The sequence below is a fragment of the Lachnoanaerobaculum sp. ICM7 genome (assembly GCF_000287675.1).
GTDB lineage: Bacteria > Bacillota > Clostridia > Lachnospirales > Lachnospiraceae > Lachnoanaerobaculum.
In genome coordinates this window covers 1-15,545 of sequence record NZ_ALJL01000037.1, presented here as the reverse complement: position 1 = coordinate 15,545, position 15,545 = coordinate 1, and the positions used below count along the sequence as shown (strand labels likewise).

Sequence of the window (15,545 nt, the reverse complement as noted above, 5' to 3'; positions counted from 1 at the left end):
GAGAGCAACTGATGGCAGAGAGTAAAAGAGATTACTATGAAGTACTTGGCGTGGATAAGAACGCTGATGACTCTGCAATAAAAAAGGCATATAGATTACTGGCAAAAAAGTATCATCCGGATTCAAATCCTGATAATCCTGAGGCTGAAAAGAAGTTTAAGGAGGCCAGTGAAGCCTATTCAGTGCTAAGCGATCCTGATAAGAGAAGACAGTATGACCAATTCGGTCATGCTGCCTTTGATGGTGGAGCAGGTGCCGGAGCCGGCGGATTCGGAGGCTTTTCCGGATTTGATTTTGGCAGTGAGGATATCTTTGGAGATCTCTTTGGAGGTATGTTTGGCGGCGGCGGAAGCAGAGCCACAAGAACAGGTCCGATGAAGGGAGCAAATGTAAGAGCGTCTGTAAGACTTACCTTTGAAGAGGGTGTTTTCGGATGTAAGAAGGAAATTAAGGTAAACTTCAAGGAAGAATGTGCTACATGTCACGGTTCGGGAGCAAAGCCGGGTACATCGCCTACAACCTGTCCGAAGTGTAACGGAAAAGGTCAGGTGATATATTCACAGCAGACATTGTTTGGCACTATGCAGAATGTAAAGACATGTCCTGAATGTAACGGTACAGGAAAAATTATTAAGGATAAATGTCCTGAATGTAACGGTAAGGCATATATTCAAAAGAAGAAGAGCTTTGAGGTGGATATACCTGCAGGTATAGATAACGGAATGTCTATAAGAATGGCAGGAGGCGGAGAGCCGGGAATAAACGGCGGTCCGAGAGGAGATTTGCTTGTGGAGGCGGTCGTAAGTCCTCATCCTATCTTTAAGCGCCAGGATACCAATATTTTCTCAACAGTGCCTATAAGCTTTGCAAAGGCTGCACTTGGCGGCAGTATCAGAGTAAAGACAGTAGACGGTGAAGTGGAAGTAGCGGTAAAGGCCGGAACTCAGACAGATACAAGAGTAAGATTAAAAGGCAAGGGAGTACCTTTCCTTAGAAATAAAAATAACAGAGGTGACCACTACATAACCTTGGTGGTATCGGTACCTACAAAGCTTACAAAGGAACAAAAGGAAGCACTGGAAGCCTTTGATGCGGCAATGAATAAATAAAATATAAGAGAAAGCCACTATTTGGTGGCTTTTTTTACGTTCGTATTTGACTGAAATACTACTGTGAAGTATAATTTAGAACAGTAATAAAGCTAAAACAGCGAGGTGTATTAATATGGGAAAAATCACAGTAGAGAGATGTGAAATAGAGGGGTTATGTGTAATCACTCCTACAGTATTTAAAGATGACAGAGGATATTTTGTAGAAACATATAATCAGAACGACTTCAAAGAGGCGGGACTTGATATGGTCTTTGTACAGGATAATCAGTCAAAGTCATCAAAGGGAGTGCTTCGCGGACTTCATTTCCAAAAGGAGCATCCACAGGGCAAGCTTGTAAGAGTTTTAAGCGGTGAAGTCTATGATGTGGCTGTGGATCTTAGAAAGAACTCAAAGACATTCGGAAAGTACTTTGGCGTACGTCTTTCAGATGAAAATAAGAAGCAGTTCTACATACCTAAGGGTTTTGCACATGGTTTTGTAGTACTCTCAGATGAGGCGGTGTTTGCATACAAATGTACAGACTTTTATCATCCAAATGATGAGGGCGGTCTTATATACAATGACCCGGATATAGGAATTGACTGGCCAATAGAGGGAATTGATCTGATAATGTCTGATAAGGACACAAAGTGGAAAGGCCTTAAAGAAACATTTAAGTTTGATTGATTTTAATGTTGGAAACCTGTGAGTTCGCAGGTTTTCCGACATAATTGTTGATAAAACCTTGTAAGAATAATGAATGGAAAAAGATATGAATATAATATCGCTTATACGAGAAATATTAAAATCAAGAGCAATCATATGGGATTTGGCAAAGGCTGATTTTAAGAAACGCTTTGTCGGGTCCTATTTTGGCATTGCATGGATGTTTGTTCAGCCGGTAGTTACCGTGCTTATATACTTTTTAATCTTCCAAATGGGATTTAAGAGTACACCTCCGGTACCGGGAGTTCCCTATGTGGTTTGGCTGGTACCGGGCATTGTGCCATGGTTTTTCTTTGCAGAGGCTCTAAATTTGGGAACAAGTGTACTTTCAGAATACAATTACCTTGTTAAGAAGGTAGTGTTTAATGTATCAATATTGCCTGTTATCAAGGTGATTTCATGTCTTATAGTGCATGGAATTTTTGTCGTGATAATGATAACCATGACTTTGGCTTTTGGCAGATTACCGATGGTAAGTTGGATAGGAATTGTGTATTACAGCTTCTGTTTGTCGATATTTGCACTTGCAATAATATATATAACCTGTGCAATTAATGTATTCTTTAAGGATATGTCACAGATAGTTGGAATTGCATTACAGTTTGGAATGTGGATGACACCTATAATGTGGGATTCGACAATGTTCACATATTTCCCTGCAAAGGTTGAAAAGATAATGAAATTAAATCCGGTATATTATATTGTGGTCGGATACAGAGACAGCATACTCAGAGGAAACTTTTTCTTTGAGAGACCGGGGCTTACAGTATATTTTTGGGTAGTTACCGTAATACTGTTATTTATAGGACTTAGAATGTTTAATAAGTTACGACCACATTTTTCAGATGTATTATAAGGAGAAGTATGCAGAGCAATTTAGCGATAAATGTCTGTGATGTTACCAAAATCTACAGACTGTATGATAAGCCTATAGACAGGTTAAAGGAGAGTATTTCCCTTACACACAAAAAATATCACAAGGAATTCTTTGCCTTGGATAAAATATCATTCACTGTAGAAAAGGGTTCTACAGTGGGAATTATAGGAACAAACGGATCGGGAAAGTCAACTATATTAAAAATCATAACCGGGGTATTAAATCCGACTACAGGAAGTGTGGAAGTTGACGGAAATATTTCCGCACTTTTAGAGCTTGGTGCGGGCTTTAATATGGACTATACCGGTATTGAAAATATATATATGAACGGAACTATGATGGGCTTTAGCAGAGAGCAGATGGAGGCAAAGCTTCCTGAGATCTTAGAGTTTGCCGATATAGGTGACTTTGTGTATCAGCCGGTAAAGACATATTCATCAGGTATGTTTGTAAGGCTTGCATTTGCACTTGCAATAAATGTAGAGCCTGAGATTTTGATAGTTGATGAGGCACTTTCGGTAGGAGACGTTTTCTTCCAGGCCAAATGCTACAGAAGAATGGAAGAGATAAGAAAGACCGGTACTACAATATTGATGGTAACCCATGATATGGGAAGTGTAATAAAGTACTGTGATAAGGTTATACTTTTAAATAAAGGAGAGTTTTTGGCGGAAGGTCCTGCAGGAGAAATGGTGGATCTGTATAAGAAAATCCTGGCAGGAAGAATGGATGACTTGGAAGCAGATCTTGCAAAGAGACTTGACAGTAATTTCTCAGATATGATGGAATTAAACAATGATATCAATAAAACACATGTAAAAGAATATCACGGTCTTATGAAAGAAAAAATCTCCATCAATCCGAATAAAACAGAGTATGGTGACGGTAGGGCCGAGATATACGATTTGGGACTTTTAGATTCCAAGGGAGAGCTTACAAATCTTTTGCTTAAGGGCGAAGAATTTACTATCAGAGAAAAGATAAGGTTTAATGCAAATATCGAATCTCCTATATTTACATTCACCATTAAAGATAAAAAAGGAACGGAACTTAGCGGTACAAATACCATGTTTGAAGGCGTGGAAGTAAAACCTGTAAAGCCGGGTGATGAAGCGGTTGTGGAATTCAAGCAGAAAATGACTCTACAGGGTGGAGAGTATCTTCTAAGTATGAGCTGTACCGGATTTGAAAACGGTACACATGTTGTATATCACAGACTCTATGATGTTACATTCATAACAGTTATTTCAAACAAGAATACTGTGGGTGTTTATGATATGGAATCAAAAGTAAATCTTACTCAAAAGAGTAATTAAAAGGGAGAGAAAATGAGTCTTTTAGAACTTGCAAAAAAGTATGGAAAAGATGAATATAGTCTTTTGAAAGAAAATCCCGGTTTGGAAAATTTGTCTTTCTTTTCATCACTATCCCTTGGAAACACGGAATGGATAGATATAAAGGGTAAGACGTTATTTTTAGGAAGTCAAATAGCTATATTGGATGATTTATGTAAAAAATCAAAGGTATATATTTACGAAGATGAGTTGGAAAGGCTTGGAAGTGTACAGGCTGTTTTTGGAATTGATATAGAATATATAGCTGATTTTGAGAGCATAAATTTTAATGATTTTGATACCGTTATTGCCTATGGCAGTGAGAAGGTGTCTAAGTTAATGCAAAGAGAAAAGCCGAACACAAAGTTGGTTTTGATATTTGATAATAAATACGGAATGAACTACTTTGAAGAGGAGTTTGGAGATAAAGAAGCTTTAAGTGTAAAAGCTGTAAGAGAGTGGATCGGGGAGCATTCCACATACTATCCATATCCGAACTATAGATATGTGTATAAGATTTTCTCTGATAAGGAGATGCAGGGAGCTGGGGAGCTTTCGCAGATAAAGGCGTATGATTATCCAAAGTTTGCACTGAAGGATATAGGCGAAAGATTTTCTCAGGCTGCAAAAACAGGAGATTTTGACAGCTTTGCAAACTCCTACATACTGGTATCGGGCGGTAGTGAAGACAATGTCTATATAAAATACAACAGAACCAGACTTCCAAAGTATCAGATAAAGACGGAGATCAGACTTAGTGACGATAAAAAGTATGTTGTAAAGTCAGCCCTGAAAAAAGAGGGTATTCCACATATACTGGGAATGTATGACGGGGCAAAACGTATAAAAAATGACAGCGTTACAGTACTTGAGGGCAGTTTTAAAAATACCGGAGAGATAAACTTCCCATTTATAAAAGGAAAGTCTCTAAGCAATCTTTGTGAGGACTGTATTAAAAAAGATATTAACGGATTTATAGAAGGTATTAAAGAGTATCTTAAAAAAATAGTGGATGAAGATGCCCTTAATCTGGATGCTATATTTGATAATTTTATATTTGACGGAGAGAAGTTCATTGCAATAGATTGCGAGTGGATATTTGATGAGTCAATGGACTTTATAAAGGACAGAGAACTGTTTATAAAATACCGTGCATTACATAGCTTCTATCAAAACAATGCAGAAAAGATACAAAATAAATTCGCCTTGACTGAATCCGATTTTATGGCGAAGTTCGGTATAGATGACATTGACGGAATGGACTTTATCGAAAGAAGATTCCAAGATTATATACATGGAGATTATCAGGAAGTTTATCTGGATAATTACTTTGTAGAGACTGTAAGCCATGAAACCTTAAACGAGGGATTGGTAGCACTTGCCGAATTGCCGGATGCAAAAAACAAAATAAATGAGCTTACTGAAATCAATAAGGACAGAGAGCTTGCCATAAAAGAAATGAACAGGCTTAAGACACTTACAGATAATCATGTAAACAATCTGGGCATCATAATAGATAATTTAAGGCATGAGAATGAAGAGCTTGCAAAGACCTTAAATGTTTATAATAACAATCTCTCTATTCCGTTCAGAATAAGAAGAAAGCTCAGTACTATTTATAATAAGAAATATCCTAAGGGAAGTGTGGAAAGAAAGAAGTTAAACTACAGACTTATGAGTATTTTCCACCCTATAAAGTATTTTAAGCTGACTCATTCAGAAGAGGGAAGAAACCTCATAGAGGGCGAGTTTAAGATAGGTGATTTATACAGAGAAAAGGGTAAGATAAACTTCCCATATGCAGAAAATCCTAAGGTAAGTATTATTATACCTGTGTATAACCAAGTACATTATACCTATGCATGTCTGGTGTCAATCTTAGAAAATACGGGGGAGTTTGACTATGAGATAATTATTGCAGATGATGTATCCACAGATGCGACAAAGGAAATCGACAAGTTTGTAACCGGACTTGTGATTGCAAGAAATGAAAGTAATCAGGGCTTTTTAAAGAATTGCAATAATGCGGCAAAAAAGGCAAGAGGCGAGTACATATTCTTTTTAAACAATGATACAACGGTACAAAAGGATTGGCTGCCACCGCTTATAAGATTACTTGAGTCTGATAAGAGCATAGGAATGGTAGGCTCAAAGCTTATATATCCTGACGGCAGACTGCAGGAGGCAGGCGGTATTATATGGAGTGACGGCAGCGGCTGGAACTATGGCAGATGTGATGATCCGAATAAGCCTGAGTACAATTATGTAAGAGATGTTGACTATATATCAGGTGCCGCAATAATGCTTAGTCGAAAGCTCTGGGAAGATATCGGTGGCTTTGATGAAAGATATGCACCTGCATATTGCGAGGATTCCGACCTTGCTTTTGAAGTGAGAAAGCGTGGACTGAGGGTGGTATATCAGCCGCTCAGTGTGGTAACTCACTTTGAGGGAGTATCAAACGGTACGGATGTCAACGGTACAGGTCTTAAGAGATATCAGGTGGAGAACAATAAAAAGCTTCAGGAAAAATGGAGTGAGGAGTTCAAAAACCAGTACGACAATGTCGGTGTACCGAATGCCTTCAGAGCCAGAGAAAGAAGCAGGGGTAAAAAGGTTATTCTCTTTGTGGATCACTATGTGCCTACCTTTGATAAGGACGCCGGCTCAAAGACCACTTTCCAGTATATAAAGATGTTTATAGAAAGAGGCTATGTGGTAAAGTTTTTACCCGATAACTTTGCCAAGTCAGAGCCATATACTTCCATACTGGAGCAAATGGGTGTGGAGGTATTATACGGCAATGAGATGAGAACGAATATATTTGAATGGATTGAAAACAATCAGTCAAATATTGATATTGCATATCTGAACAGACCACATATAGCCACAAAGTATATTGATTTTATCAAAGAAAAAACAAATATAAAGGTAATATATTACGGTCATGACTTACATTTCCTGCGTGAAAGAAGAGAGTATGAGCTTACAGGTGATGTGGAGAGAAAAAATGCCAGTGCATATTGGAAGAGTATGGAGCTTGATCTTATGAGAAAGGCAAGCATAAGCTATTATCCTTCAAATGTGGAGGTGGACTATATACATACCTTTGACAAGAAGATAAATGCCAAAGCAATTACAGCCTATGTTTTTGAAAAGTTTGGGAATATTGACTACAACCCCGATATCAGAGAGGGCGTGCTGTTTGTGGGAGGATTTTCACATCCGCCAAACGCAGATGCACTTAAGTATTTCCTTGATAATATGTGGGATGAAATATATGCACAGATAAAAGCACCTTTTTATATAGTCGGTTCCAATGCTACGGATGAGATAAAGGCTCTTCACAATGAAGCCAAAGGAATTATATTTAAAGGCTTTGTCAGTGAAGAAGAGTTGAAAGAACTGTATGAGAAGGTAAGACTTGTTGTGGTACCTCTAAGATACGGAGCAGGAGTAAAGGGCAAGGTAATAGAGGCTCTATACTATAATGATCCGGTAATAACCACAAGTGTGGGAGCAGAGGGTATAGACAATTCCTATAATCAAATGCTTGTCGCAGATGAGCCGGGTGATTTTGTAGAAAAGTGTGTGAATCTTTATAATAACAAAGAAGCCCTTAAAGCTATGAGTAAGGCGGCAGATGACTATGTAAGGAATAAGCATAGTATAGAGGCGGTTTGGGAGATTATAAGGGAAGATTTTTAGATAAAGAGAGTCTTGGAAATTAAGTTTTCCGAGACTCTTTTTGATTTGCAGAGTTAATTTAATTATATATAATATTCAGATAATTAAAACAATATATACAATTAACACAGATTAAAATGGCTATTCAAAGCGAATAATAAAATAAAATAATAAAAATATCAAAAATATAAGAAAATAGTATTGACATAAATAAAATATCTGATATACTGTAGACATAAACAAAGAGAGAATATATTCTTAAAAGTTTGATGAATGCATATCCACAGGGAAAAGTAGAAAGACTTTAAAAGTGGAAATTTAAGAAAGAGAGGTACAGTCCGAAGAAAACTTAAGTAATGATTAGACTTGGATCTAATCCGGAACCTATAAGAAGATTAATGAGATAATATATTATTGAAAACTCTAAAAGTTACTATCTGAAAAATCGGTTAGGATAGTACTCATACAGGTTTTATGACGAGAAAGTAGGATTTGAATGAGAGATGGACCGTGTAGATAGATTGATAACAACCATGTATTAGATGTGAAAGTTAGCTTATAGGAGGAGGAAAAATTAAAAACTGAATAGGAACATCTATATAAAATGTCCGGTAAAATCATGATAGGACATCAAGAATATAGAAAAAAGGTTCTTTATGAAAGCGAGGATTAATTGATGGAACCAGGAATATTTTGAAGAGAGCATTAATGTGAAAGGTTAGTGCTCTCTTCTTTTTTATGTAAATATGGGACCTAAAGTAAATGGTTGTATAGATTTTATTAATTTGGTTAGGTTTTACTAACTCAAGAAATCAAAGGTTATTTTTTATATACAAAATATATAAATTTTGATTAAACAAATACGGATTAAAAGATAGAAAGTTGGTATATAACTTGATAAAGCAAAATACGAACATAAATGCTTGTATAAAATTAATAAAATATATAAAAATATATATAAATCTTATAAAAAGCTTTAAAATTTCTTTTTCATCTGATAAAATAAAAACAGATTAAGCAAATGTGTACATTGGCATATGAACTTATATCAATATATTAAGAGGGAGAAATAAATGAGGAAGCAGACAAAGCTGGCAATACTTGTAGGTGCTATGAGTATTGCAGGTGCAATGACATCCTTTGCAGCAACAGGTTGGCAGCAGGAAAACGGTACATGGGTATACTATGATAAGAATGAAGAAAAAGTATCCCAAAAGTGGCAGCAGTCAGGAGAGTATTGGTATTACTTGGACGATATGGGAGATATGGCTACGGATGCTCTTATTGATGACGGAAATGCTACATACTATGTAGATATCAATGGTGCAATGGTAAAGAACAGATGGGTTGCTATACCAAATACCAATGACTACGATGAAAATGAACCTGATCAGTGGTGGTATTACTTTGGAGAAAACGGCAAAGCGTTTAAGAGAAGCGATTCCACAACAAGTGATGTTACATTAAAGACTATCAACGGAAAGAAATATGCTTTTGACCTTGAAGGCAGAATGCTTTACGGATGGGTTTCACAGGGTGAAAGATTAACAGATCAGGATGCATGGCAGAATGCTAAGTACTATTTCGGTGATGAGAATGACGGAGCTATGACTACAGGCTGGAGAGAGATACTTGTTCATGACGATAATGCGAGAACAATGGAAGAGCAGCCTAATATAGATTACTGGGATACGGACCAGGTAAGATGGTTTTATTTTAAGGAATCAGGCAAGAAAGAGACAGATAATCTCGGTAAGACAATCAATGGAAAGAAGTACGGTTTTGATGAGTACGGCAGAATGATTGCAAGCTGGTATACAGAAGCTACACCTTCTACAGCGGTTTCAAGATCGGCAAGGGTTGACTACACAGAGAGTTTTATGTACTTCGCTACACCTGAGGACGGAGCAAAGTCTACCAAGGGATGGTTCAAGGTGGTTCCGGGATACTTCCTTAATAAAGGTAAATGGGAAGAGGACGGAACGGCTTGGTACTATGCTGACGGAAAAGGTCATATCTGTGCAAATGAGATAAAGAGCATAAACGGAAAGAAGTATGCTTTTGATGATAAGGGCGGTATGATATCAGGACTTGGATTGTTTGAGATGAAGCTTCTTGATAACGGTAAGTATTCTACTACGGAGTTTGTTGATAAACTCGGTGCAGGAAATAAAACAGTTCCATACAGTACTCAGGAAAAGTTTGTGGATGCTATAGGAAAGATTCATTACAGTGATTTCCTTTCAGGAAAGTATCGCATGATGTATTTTGGAGACGGTAAGGACGGTGCTCAGAAGTACGGAAAGCAGACTGTTAAACTTGACGGTGAAGACAGAACTTTCTATTTCAAGGAAGGCGGATCAACTAAGGGAAGCGGATTCAACGGTATAAAGGATGAAAGACTCTATATTGCAGGACTCAATATAAAGGCTGATCAATATGATAAATATGAGGTTGTTGTAGTTGATAAGAGCAATGACAATCAGCTGGTATACAAGGGAACTGTAGGAGAGCTTCTTACTATAACAGGTTATGTGGCTTCTGTAGAGGAAAAAGATAATAAGACTACATGGAAGATCACAACTCCTAACTCAAATTATCAGGTAAAATTACTTGGTAGCTCAGGAACTATCGTGAAAAACGGTACAAAGAGAGACGGAGAAGACTACAAGATCAAAGTAAACAATAAGGTTATCACAAGCGTAACTCTTGAATAAGAATAAAAGTAAAGGCCTGTGCAAAATGCACAGGTCTGTTTTTATGCTCCGAATATTTCTTTTGTTTCTACATTGAACTCACCGTTGTCAGCTACTTCCATTATCATGTAAGTAGGAATATGTCCGGCCTGTCTCGGATATCCAAGAGAGCCGGGATTTAATATGGTGACCCCGTCAATAGTTTTACAGAACGGTCTATGTGTATGACCATACATTGCAAAATCACATCCTCTTGAAATAGCCTCATCTTTTAAGATATCTACATTCATACTTACACCATACTGGTGTCCGTGGACCAAAAGGGCTTTGTGATTTTTTATATTTACTTCCTTTTCTCTTGGAAGTTGCGAAAAGAAGTCGTTATTACCCTGTACCATATGGCAGGCGCAGTCAGGTTCAATCATATAGCTTATTTTTGTTTCACTACTTTCTATATCACCAAGATGGATAAACATATCAAAAGGTTTTTCTTTACCGATTACCTTTTTCAGTATATCGTCCATTCTATGGGTATCACTAACAATCAGTATCTTCATAAAATTCCTCTAGCTTTTTCTTAATTGCCATAAGTGCTTTTCCTCTATGACTTATCTTGTTTTTCTCTTCAGGACTTATTTCGGCACTTGTTTTACCGTATTCCGGAAGAAAAAGTATCGGATCATATCCGAATCCGTTCTCACCCGATATAGTATGAGCTATAAGTCCCTCCATACTTCCCTCGGTAAATATAGTTGTACCGTCATCAAGTATAGCACAGATGCATGCTCTAAATCTTGCACTTCTTTCATTACCCTGCGCATTTTGCAGTCTGGATATAATGTTTTGATTTTTTATAGTGTAAGAAGTGTCTTCTCCCATATATCTGGAAGAATATACTCCGGGCTCTCCCCCTATGTAATCCACCTCTAAACCGGAATCGTCTGAGAGAACAATACCTCCGGTTATATCCCAAATGGCTTTTGCCTTTATATAGGCATTTTCCTTAAAGGTAGTTCCGGTTTCTTCTATATCAAGAGATATGCCGGCATCCTTTGCGGATATTATATCAAAGCTCGGCAAAATTTCTTTGATTTCCTTTAGTTTGTTTTTATTTCCGGTTGCAAAAACGATTTTTTTCATTGTTATTCCTGTCCGGTTCTCTTAGGTGGCTTTGGACCCATATACTGATAGAACCTTGTCTGCATCATACCATTGTATATCTTTCGATTTTTATCGGCTTCTCGTCCTATATATTTTTGGGCATCGTCATATGATGTGATAAGATATAGTGACCAGGAATCAAGAGCCGCATATCTGTCGCCAAGACTCTTATAAATGGCCGGAAGATTTTCTTTTTCCTCCAACCTTTCACCATATGGCGGATTTGTAATAATAAATCCATATTTCTTAGGATGAGAAAGTGATGCAACATCTCGGCATTGTAAATGTAACATATCCATAACACCGGCTCTTGTTGCATTACTTCTGGCAGCTTCTACAACGGATTTATCGATATCATATCCCTGTATATCTACATTTGTATCGATACTTACCATTTCTCTTGCTTCTTCATAAGCGTCATCCCAAACTTGTTTGTCTATAAGATTTGACCATTTGCCGCTTAAGAAACCTCTTTTAAGTCCGGGAGCAATATTTGCGGCCAGCATAGCAGCTTCTATTACAAAGGTACCGCTACCACAGAAAGGATCGACAAGTATTCGGTCTTTTTTCCAAGGTGTAAGCATAATAAGAGCGGCAGCCAAAGTTTCTGTAATAGGAGCTTTGGCAGTCATTGTTCTGTAGCCTCTTTTATGTAGAGAGACTCCGGTGGTATCAAGTCCTATGGTGACAATATCTTTATTTAAAGAAACTCTAAGCGGATAATCGGCGCCCGTTTCTTCAAACCATTCCTTTTTATAAACCTTTTTCATTCTCTCAACCATAGCCTTTTTGACTATTGATTGGATATCGGAAGGAGAGAAGAGTTTGCTTTTAATGGAAGTAGCCTTACTCACCCAGAACCTACCGTCGGCAGGAATATAATCTTCCCAAGGTATTGCGGCGACGGAATCAAAGAGTTCACTAAAGGTTGTGGCTTTAAATTCCGCAACTTTAATCAGTACTCTTTCTGTAGTACGAAGCCACATATTGGCTCTGGCAACAGCTTCATCGTCACCTTCAAAATACACCCTTCCATCCTCTACTCTTGTAATATCATAGCCTATATCTATGATTTCTCTTTTTAGAATAGCCTCAAGACCGAAGTGGCAAGGTGCGTACAGTTCAAATATTTTTCTCAAGTTTTATCTCCTTTAATACATTGCCGTCAAAATCATATATAGAAAAAAGGTCATTATCAAGTATTGCATAGGAGTTTGGATTTTGTTCTTTTGGAAGTGATGCCGATCCGGGATTTAATATATAAACATCTCCGACTTTTTTTACTATAGGAAGGTGTACATGCCCGTATATGAATGCACCTGACTTTGGCATCTTCGGGAGATGCTCCTCTCCATAAACATGCCCATGAGTTATAAAAAAGTAAATGTCATTAAAATTTCCGATGCAATAATCGGATTGCATTGGGAATTCAAGTACCATTTGATCGACCTCGGAATCACAATTTCCTCTTACTGCAATAATGTCATCTTTAAGTTCATTAAGCATTGCAAAGACTTCCTTAGGGCAGTAGTCCTTTGGCAAATCGTTTCTGGGACCGTGATATAAGAGGTCGCCAAGCAGTACAAGTTTGTCGGCATTGCTTTCTCTATACTTTTCTAATATTTTTTTTGTATAGAAGGCTGAGCCGTGTATATCGGATGCAAAAAAGTATTTCATAAATAAAAGGTCTAAGACCTAGTCCTCCTGTTGTCTGAATTCTACGTTCTGTGTAGCGGCATCCATAGAATCAATTATTGCAAGAGACTCCAAATGGAAACCGAGATTTCTTATAGTACGTCCACCGCTTTGGAATCCTTTTTCTATAGCAATGCCGATGCCCTCAACTGTTCCGCCTGACTCATTTACTATAGAGATAAGTCCCTGCAGTGCACATCCGTTTGCTAAGAAATCATCAATAATAAGAACTCTGTCATCAGAACTTAAAAATTTCTTTGATACTATTACTTGATTTTTGCATTTATGTGTAAAACTTTCAACTTCTGCGGTATACATATCACCGTCGATATTGATGGATTTTGATTTTTTAGCAAATACTACAGGTACTCCAAATTCAAGTCCTGCTATTGCGGCAATACCTATACCTGAGGATTCTATTGTCAAAATCTTGTTTATATTGTGTGAGGCAAACTTTGACTTAAACTCTTTAGCCATTTCTAAAAAGAGTTCCACATCCATTTGGTGGTTTAAAAAGGAATCAACTTTTACTACATTACCCTCTTTGATTACTCCATCTTTTTTGATACGCTCTTCTAATAACTTCATGAAAATCCTCTCTTTTTGAAAATACACAACAACTACTTACACTAACGTGTAAGCATTAGCAACTCAAGTGCTAACTTTTCATTAATATTACCTTTTTTTATAGCTTCTTCCAACTCGATTGCATTTTTGACATAGGATAGAAGTAATGCCATGTCAAAGCCTCTTGCTTGACGCATAAGATTTTTAATTACATAGGGATTAAGCTTCATATTTGAAACTATTTCCTTTTCATTAAAACCTGCAGACATCAATTCCTTGATTTGCAAAAGTTGGTTAAACTGTCTTGTGATAAGAATCATTATTTTTAGTGACGGCTCTTTTAAAGCTACTAGGTCCTCATATATATCCAACGCCTCTTTGATTTTATTGTTGGTAATCATTTTTACCAGCTCAAAGATTCTGTTGGTCAGACTGATGCTTGTTATCGCTATTATATCTTCCTCTTCTATAATATCTTTGTCAAGAGTATAGGAAAGTAATTTATCCAATTCACTCTTTATTCTTTCCATATCATTTCCAACTCTGGCAATAAAGAAATCCATGTTGGAAACAGTGATTTTTTTGCCGACTTTGTTTATGATATTTCCCGCCCAATTTTTCAGCTCGTCATCTGTAGGATGATTGAGTTCTGCGATATATCCGATATCCTTGACCTTTTTGTAGAGTTTTGAACGCTTATCGATTTCTTTTTCTACAAAAATGATTTTTGTACTATCGGGTTTATCTGAAATATAGTTTAAAAACTTATCGTTTCCGGATTTAAACCATTGACTTTCTTCTATAAGAATACATCTGTATTCTGAAAAGAACGGAAGTGTATTGGCAAAGTCAATAATAGCGTCTACATCTATCCCCTTTCCTTCAAAATAGGCATAGTTCATTTGGTCATCACCTACCATAGCCATTTTCAATCTTTTTTTATAGCTGTTTTTTAAAAATTCATCATCACCTGATAGTACATAAATGCCTTTGAATGTGGAAGTTTTCAAATCATTATTTAATACTTTCATGAGGATGATTATAACATGAATAGAAAAAAGCCACCAGTAAAAAGTCTTGAAAAATATAAGGATATACATATATAAAAAAGTCGTTAAAATAGTGTTGACACGAATTTAAAAGTTTGGTACTATATCAAAGTTGCTCAAAACGAGTAGAAAAAGTTCAAAAAAACTTCAAACAAATTTAAAAAAGTTGTTGACAAGATGAAATGAGCTTGATATAATAGCTAAGCCGTTTCAAACAGCAAAGAAAACGAACCTTGATAATTTAAGATTAAACAGTACACACAACCCTGAAAAAATTCTTGATTATTTCAATAATCAATGAAGTTTCAGATGCATTTTTCACTTAATGAAAACGAGCGAAAGCGAAGTTTGAATTTTAGTGAAAAAGTAGTTCTTCGTACGAGTGAAACGAGTATGATAGAACAACCTTAAATAAACAGTAGATCTGTGAAAACAGATGCAAGCTAGCGAGAAGGCTAGATTAAACTTTTATATGAGAGTTTGATCCTGGCTCAGGATGAACGCTGGCGGCGTGCTTAACACATGCAAGTCGAACGAAGCTGCCCAAAGGAAGTTTTCGGATGGAATTTAGGTAGACTTAGTGGCGGACGGGTGAGTAACGCGTGGATAACCTGCCTTATACAGGGGGATAACGGAGAGAAATTTCCGCTAACACCGCATA

12 protein-coding genes and 1 rRNA gene are annotated in these 15,545 nt (G+C 37.0%); 7 read left to right on the top strand and 6 right to left on the bottom strand.

Features of this window, described 5'->3' with window-relative positions; all coding sequences use genetic code 11:
• Window positions 1–11 precede the first annotated feature (11 nt).
• From dnaJ to HMPREF1140_RS12645, 6 genes are all read left to right on the top strand, one after another.
• Window positions 12–1,109 carry a molecular chaperone DnaJ gene (dnaJ, locus tag HMPREF1140_RS12670; RefSeq protein WP_009664232.1) on the top strand — a complete coding sequence of 366 codons (1,098 nt, stop codon included), beginning with the start codon at window positions 12–14 and terminating at the stop codon, window positions 1,107–1,109.
• A gap of 115 nt (window positions 1,110–1,224) precedes the next feature.
• Entirely contained in the window at window positions 1,225–1,779 is a 555-nt protein-coding gene (gene rfbC / locus HMPREF1140_RS12665; protein ID WP_009664242.1) for a dTDP-4-dehydrorhamnose 3,5-epimerase, read from the top strand.
• An 85-nt stretch (window positions 1,780–1,864) separates the two neighbouring features.
• Window positions 1,865–2,674 (top strand): ABC transporter permease, encoded by an 810-nt coding sequence (locus HMPREF1140_RS12660; RefSeq protein ID WP_035620678.1) that lies wholly within the window; start codon window positions 1,865–1,867, stop codon window positions 2,672–2,674.
• 8 nt (window positions 2,675–2,682) lie between these two features.
• Window positions 2,683–4,011 (top strand): ABC transporter ATP-binding protein, encoded by a 1,329-nt coding sequence (locus tag HMPREF1140_RS12655; protein ID WP_009664246.1) that lies wholly within the window; start codon window positions 2,683–2,685, stop codon window positions 4,009–4,011.
• A 12-nt stretch (window positions 4,012–4,023) separates the two neighbouring features.
• Entirely contained in the window at window positions 4,024–7,737 is a 3,714-nt protein-coding gene (locus HMPREF1140_RS12650) for a glycosyltransferase (RefSeq protein ID WP_009664224.1), read from the top strand.
• Between the two features lie 1,052 nt (window positions 7,738–8,789).
• A complete protein-coding gene (locus HMPREF1140_RS12645) occupies window positions 8,790–10,433 on the top strand; it encodes an N-acetylmuramoyl-L-alanine amidase family protein (RefSeq protein ID WP_009664219.1) in 1,644 nt (547 codons plus the stop codon).
• Between the two features lie 41 nt (window positions 10,434–10,474).
• On the opposite strand, the gene HMPREF1140_RS12640 is transcribed toward HMPREF1140_RS12645, so the two are convergent.
• From HMPREF1140_RS12640 to holA, 6 genes are read right to left on the bottom strand one after another with little or no spacing between them, the layout of a single operon-like run.
• Window positions 10,475–10,969 (bottom strand): metallophosphoesterase family protein, encoded by a 495-nt coding sequence (locus HMPREF1140_RS12640; RefSeq protein ID WP_009664227.1) that lies wholly within the window; start codon window positions 10,967–10,969, stop codon window positions 10,475–10,477.
• The gene (rdgB, locus tag HMPREF1140_RS12635; protein ID WP_009664226.1) at window positions 10,950–11,552 is read right to left on the bottom strand and encodes an RdgB/HAM1 family non-canonical purine NTP pyrophosphatase; all 603 of its coding nucleotides are present in this window, start codon (window positions 11,550–11,552) and stop codon (window positions 10,950–10,952) included. Before rdgB ends, HMPREF1140_RS12640 begins: the two co-directional genes overlap by 20 nt.
• A 2-nt stretch (window positions 11,553–11,554) precedes the next feature.
• The gene (locus HMPREF1140_RS12630; RefSeq protein WP_009664221.1) at window positions 11,555–12,712 is read right to left on the bottom strand and encodes a THUMP domain-containing class I SAM-dependent RNA methyltransferase; all 1,158 of its coding nucleotides are present in this window, start codon (window positions 12,710–12,712) and stop codon (window positions 11,555–11,557) included.
• The gene (gene yfcE, locus HMPREF1140_RS12625; protein WP_009664231.1) at window positions 12,696–13,250 is read right to left on the bottom strand and encodes a phosphodiesterase; all 555 of its coding nucleotides are present in this window, start codon (window positions 13,248–13,250) and stop codon (window positions 12,696–12,698) included. The genes HMPREF1140_RS12630 and yfcE overlap by 17 nt, the downstream gene beginning before the upstream one ends.
• A gap of 18 nt (window positions 13,251–13,268) precedes the next feature.
• On the bottom strand, window positions 13,269–13,856 hold the full coding sequence (locus tag HMPREF1140_RS12620; protein WP_009664243.1) for a xanthine phosphoribosyltransferase: 588 nt from the start codon (window positions 13,854–13,856) through the stop codon (window positions 13,269–13,271).
• 41 nt (window positions 13,857–13,897) lie between these two features.
• Entirely contained in the window at window positions 13,898–14,866 is a 969-nt protein-coding gene (gene holA / locus HMPREF1140_RS12615; RefSeq protein ID WP_009664236.1) for a DNA polymerase III subunit delta, read from the bottom strand.
• 486 nt (window positions 14,867–15,352) lie between these two features.
• Between holA and HMPREF1140_RS12610 the strand changes: the two genes are divergently transcribed.
• Window positions 15,353–15,545 (top strand): 16S ribosomal RNA (locus HMPREF1140_RS12610); the annotation flags it as partial.

Coding starts and splice junctions, on each gene's coding strand:
- HMPREF1140_RS12645 (WP_009664219.1), top strand. CDS start 8,790: ATGAGGAAGCAGACAAAGCTGGCAATACTTGTAGGTGCTATGAGTATT.
- HMPREF1140_RS12655 (WP_009664246.1), top strand. CDS start 2,683: ATGCAGAGCAATTTAGCGATAAATGTCTGTGATGTTACCAAAATCTAC.
- rfbC (WP_009664242.1), top strand. CDS start 1,225: ATGGGAAAAATCACAGTAGAGAGATGTGAAATAGAGGGGTTATGTGTA.
- HMPREF1140_RS12640 (WP_009664227.1), bottom strand. CDS start 10,969: ATGAAGATACTGATTGTTAGTGATACCCATAGAATGGACGATATACTG.
- holA (WP_009664236.1), bottom strand. CDS start 14,866: ATGAAAGTATTAAATAATGATTTGAAAACTTCCACATTCAAAGGCATT.
- HMPREF1140_RS12660 (WP_035620678.1), top strand. CDS start 1,865: ATGAATATAATATCGCTTATACGAGAAATATTAAAATCAAGAGCAATC.
- dnaJ (WP_009664232.1), top strand. CDS start 12: ATGGCAGAGAGTAAAAGAGATTACTATGAAGTACTTGGCGTGGATAAG.
- HMPREF1140_RS12650 (WP_009664224.1), top strand. CDS start 4,024: ATGAGTCTTTTAGAACTTGCAAAAAAGTATGGAAAAGATGAATATAGT.
- HMPREF1140_RS12620 (WP_009664243.1), bottom strand. CDS start 13,856: ATGAAGTTATTAGAAGAGCGTATCAAAAAAGATGGAGTAATCAAAGAG.
- rdgB (WP_009664226.1), bottom strand. CDS start 11,552: ATGAAAAAAATCGTTTTTGCAACCGGAAATAAAAACAAACTAAAGGAA.
- yfcE (WP_009664231.1), bottom strand. CDS start 13,250: ATGAAATACTTTTTTGCATCCGATATACACGGCTCAGCCTTCTATACA.